At 73.2% G+C, this 3,463-nt stretch carries 4 protein-coding genes; all 4 read left to right on the top strand.

The features are described from left to right. The coding region (locus tag SACPADRAFT_RS25330; protein WP_007026964.1) for an NADH-quinone oxidoreductase subunit H at positions 1-822 on the top strand (822 nt) is incomplete at its 5' end. 63 nt (positions 823-885) lie between these two features. After that, positions 886-1,485 (top strand): NADH-quinone oxidoreductase subunit J, encoded by a 600-nt coding sequence (locus SACPADRAFT_RS0203135; RefSeq protein ID WP_407690011.1) that lies wholly within the window; start codon positions 886-888, stop codon positions 1,483-1,485. Next, the gene (locus SACPADRAFT_RS0203130) at positions 1,482-1,787 is read left to right on the top strand and encodes an NADH-quinone oxidoreductase subunit NuoK (RefSeq protein ID WP_007026962.1); all 306 of its coding nucleotides are present in this window, start codon (positions 1,482-1,484) and stop codon (positions 1,785-1,787) included. Before SACPADRAFT_RS0203135 ends, SACPADRAFT_RS0203130 begins: the two co-directional genes overlap by 4 nt. Continuing rightward, positions 1,784-3,463 (top strand): proton-conducting transporter transmembrane domain-containing protein (locus SACPADRAFT_RS25325; protein WP_051442359.1); only part of this gene is annotated, 1,680 nt, incomplete at its 3' end. The genes SACPADRAFT_RS0203130 and SACPADRAFT_RS25325, both read left to right, overlap by 4 nt.

Below are 3,463 nucleotides of genomic sequence, written 5' to 3'. Positions count from 1 at the left end.
CTCGTCCGGGACGCGCTCACCGCGGCCCCGCGTACCGCGGGGGCACTGCTGGTGCAGCAACGACGCCGGACGCCGGGGGCCGACACCCTGCTGTGGCGGACGGCGGGCGTCGCGTTGCTCACCGCCGCACTGTTGGCCTCGGTGGCCACCCCGCTGGGCCGCTGGGCGGTCGGGGACCTCTCCGTGGGAATCGTCTGGTTCAACGCGATGGAGATCGTGGCGTGGGCCGCCGTGTGGCTGGTCGGCTGGTCGGCCAACTCGGCGTTCGCCCTCGTGGGGGGCTACCGGTTCCTGGCCCAGGGGCTGGCCTACGAACTGCCGCACATGTTCGTGCTCACCACCGCCGCCATCGCGGCCGGATCGTTGCGGATCGCCGACATCGTCGCCGCGCAACAACAGCTGTGGTTCGTGGTCTGGATGCCGGTGGCGTTCGTGGTGTTCCTGGTGTCCGTGTCGGCGATGGCGTTCCAGGCACCGTTCGACCATCCGGTGCACGCGGACGTCGCGGGGGGCGCCACCGCCGAACTGTCCGGGGCGGACGCACTGGTGTTCCGCGCCGGACGGTGGCTGCTGCTCGTCTCGGGCGCGGCCATGTCCGTGCCGTTGTTCCTGGGCGGCGGGTCCGGCCCGCTGCTGCCCGGGTGGTCGTGGTCGGTGCTCAAGACGCTCGCGGTCCTCGCCGTCCTGGTCTGGGCCGGGCGGCGGTCGCCGACCGTGCGGATGGAGCGGTTCGAGGAACTGTCCTGGGTGGTGCTGATTCCGCTGGCGTTGCTGCAGGCGCTGGCGGTGTCCCTTGTGGTGCTCGCGGGGGCGGTGCCGTGACCGGGATGCCGACCCGCGGGCACGAAGTGGCAACTCGCGGGCATTGGGTGGCAACTCGCGGACATGAAGTGGCGACTCGCGGGGAGGGGGGTGGGGTCGGTGGGGAGTGAGGTGGTGTTCTGGGTGTGTGCGGCGGGGGCCGTGGTGGCCGGGATGCTGGTGTTCCGGGTGGACTCCATGGCCAGGGCCACGTTCGCGCTGCTGGTGTCCTTCGTTCTCGCCGGCGGGACGCTGCTGCTGGTCGGGCTGACCTACCTCGGGGTGCTCGTCGTGCTCATGATGATCATGGAAATGCTGATCATGGTCGTGTTCATGGTGATGTACATGATGAACCCGGCGGGGCTGATGCCCATGACGATGGTGCACAACCGGCGCGGGGCGCTCGGCATCGCCCTCGGCACGTTCGGGGTGCTCGCCACCGGCATTCTGCTCGTCGACTGGCCCTCGGCGGACACCCCGCCGCCCGCGGAGGCGACCCGGGCGCTCGGCACGGCCCTGATGGGGCCGAAGATGCTGGTGATGATGGTGCTGGGACTGGTGCTGTTCGCCACCATCGTCGCCACCGTGGTACTGGCCACCCGGCGCGGCCGGTACGACCGCTACGGGGACCGGCTGGACCGCCGTCGTCCCGACGACCCGATACGGGGTGGTGTCGGCCGATGATCCTGGAGCATTATCTGCTGCTGGCCGCCGCGCTGCTCAGCGTCGGCCTGTACGGCGCGCTCTCCCAGCAGTCGGTCGTGATGATCATGATGGGGCTCGAACTCATGATCAACGCCGTGCTGGTGGGCGCCGCCGGATTCTGGTACTTCGTCACCCCACGCCCCGCCGACGGCCAGGTCCTCATCGTGCTCGCCATCACCGCGATGGCGGTGGAGATGGCCGCGGGGTTCGCGGTGACCACGGCACTGTTCCGGGCCCGGGACGTGGACATGACCGACATGGCCGCGGATCTGCGGGGGTGAGTGCCCTGACCACGGTGCTCGTCGGACTCGTCGTCCTGCCGTCGGTGACCGGTGCGGTACTGCTCGGCACGGGCCGTCCCGCCGACCGGGGGGCGTTCCCGCTGGGGATCGGCGTGGCGGTGGTGACGCTCGGCCTCGCGGTGGCCGCCGCACTGGGCCGCCCGGAGCTCTCCGGCGGTTTCCTGGCCGGGATCCCGGCCGGGCTGCGGGTGGACGGACTCTCGGCCGTCCTCGTGCTGACCGTGACCGCCGTGCTGCCCGCGGTGCTGGTGTTCGCCGCGGGCGACCTCCCCCGGGACGGGACGCGGGCCCGGTTCGTCGGCCTGATGCTGCTGTTCGCCGCGGCGATGCTGGTCACGGTCACCGCCACGACCCTGCTCACCCTGCTGATGGCGTGGGAGGTGATGGGCGCGACGTCGTACGCGCTGATCGGTTTCCGGTGGCACGAGACGCGCCGGGCGACCTCCGGCGCCGTGGCGTTCCTGACCACCCGCGCCGCCGATCTCGGGCTCTACGTCGCCGCCGGGGCGGCGCTCGCCGGGGGTGCGGGCGGCCTGTCGCTCGACGCGCTCGCCCGGCTCCCCCCGGGATGGGTCGACGTCGCCACCGCCGGTGTCGTGCTGTCCGCGCTGGGTAAGTCGGCGCAGCTGCCGTTCAGTTTCTGGCTCTCCCGGGCGATGGACGGCCCGAGCCCGGTCTCGGCGATGCTGCACTCGGCCACGATGGTGGCGGCGGGTGCCTATCTGCTGTTACGCCTGCACCCCCTGCTGAGTGCGACCGGGTGGGCGACGACGCTGGTGGTCTGGGCCGGGGCCGCCACGGCGCTCGTGCTCGGCGCGGTCGCGGTGGTGCAGCCCGAGCTCAAACAACTGCTCGCCGCCTCCACCTGCGCCCAGATCGGGTTCATGGTGGTCGCCGCCGGTGCGGGCGGGGTCACCGCGGGCGCGGCCCACCTGGTCGCCCACGCGGCCACCAAGAGCCTGCTGTTCCTCGCGGCGGGGGCCTGGCTCACGGTCGTGGGCACGGAGCGGCTCACCGCGCTGCGCGGGGTCGGCGGCCGGTGGCCCGTGGTGGGCACCACGTTCGTGGTCGGTGCCGCGGCACTGGCGGGGCTCGCCCCGTTGTCGCTGTGGGCCACCAAGGACCGGATCCTCGCCGCCGCCCTGCACACCTCGACCCCGCTGTACCTGACGGGCCTGGCCGCCACCGCCGTCAGCGCCGCCTACGCGTCCCGGGCCGCGGTGTTCGTGCTGGGCCGGCCGACCCCGCGGACGGACACGGCGGGCGTGTCCACAGGGGACGGATCCTCTGCGGACACGGGTTTTCCGGCGGAGACCGGGGCGGGCCACCCCCCGGCCCCCGGAGAGACGATGCGCCCGGCACTCCAGGCACCGCTGGTGCCACTGGCCGCGGCCGCGGCCGGGCTCGGGATGCTCGCCGTCCCCGCTGTGTGGTCGGCGTTCAGCGGCTTCACCGCGACGGGCGGGGTGGGGAGCACCCCACGGTGGTGGGAGTACCTCGCCTCCGCGCTGCTGGCGCTGGGCGCGGTCGGTGCCGTGGCGGTGGTGGTGCGGCGGATCGGCGACCTACCCGGGCAGGCCCGGCTCGCCGACTGGCTCGGCCTGGAACGGGCGGCCTTCCACGGCATCGCGACACCCGTGCTGCGCGGTGCCCGC

The sequence above is a fragment of the Saccharomonospora iraqiensis subsp. paurometabolica YIM 90007 genome, assembly GCF_000231035.2.
Lineage (GTDB): Bacteria > Actinomycetota > Actinomycetes > Mycobacteriales > Pseudonocardiaceae > Saccharomonospora > Saccharomonospora paurometabolica.
Note: the sequence above shows the minus strand (reverse complement) of the source record. Positions and strands in the feature narration are given on the sequence as shown.

Coding starts and splice junctions, on each gene's coding strand:
- SACPADRAFT_RS0203135 (WP_407690011.1), top strand. CDS start 886: ATGAAGTGGCGACTCGCGGGGAGGGGGGTGGGGTCGGTGGGGAGTGAG.
- SACPADRAFT_RS0203130 (WP_007026962.1), top strand. CDS start 1,482: ATGATCCTGGAGCATTATCTGCTGCTGGCCGCCGCGCTGCTCAGCGTC.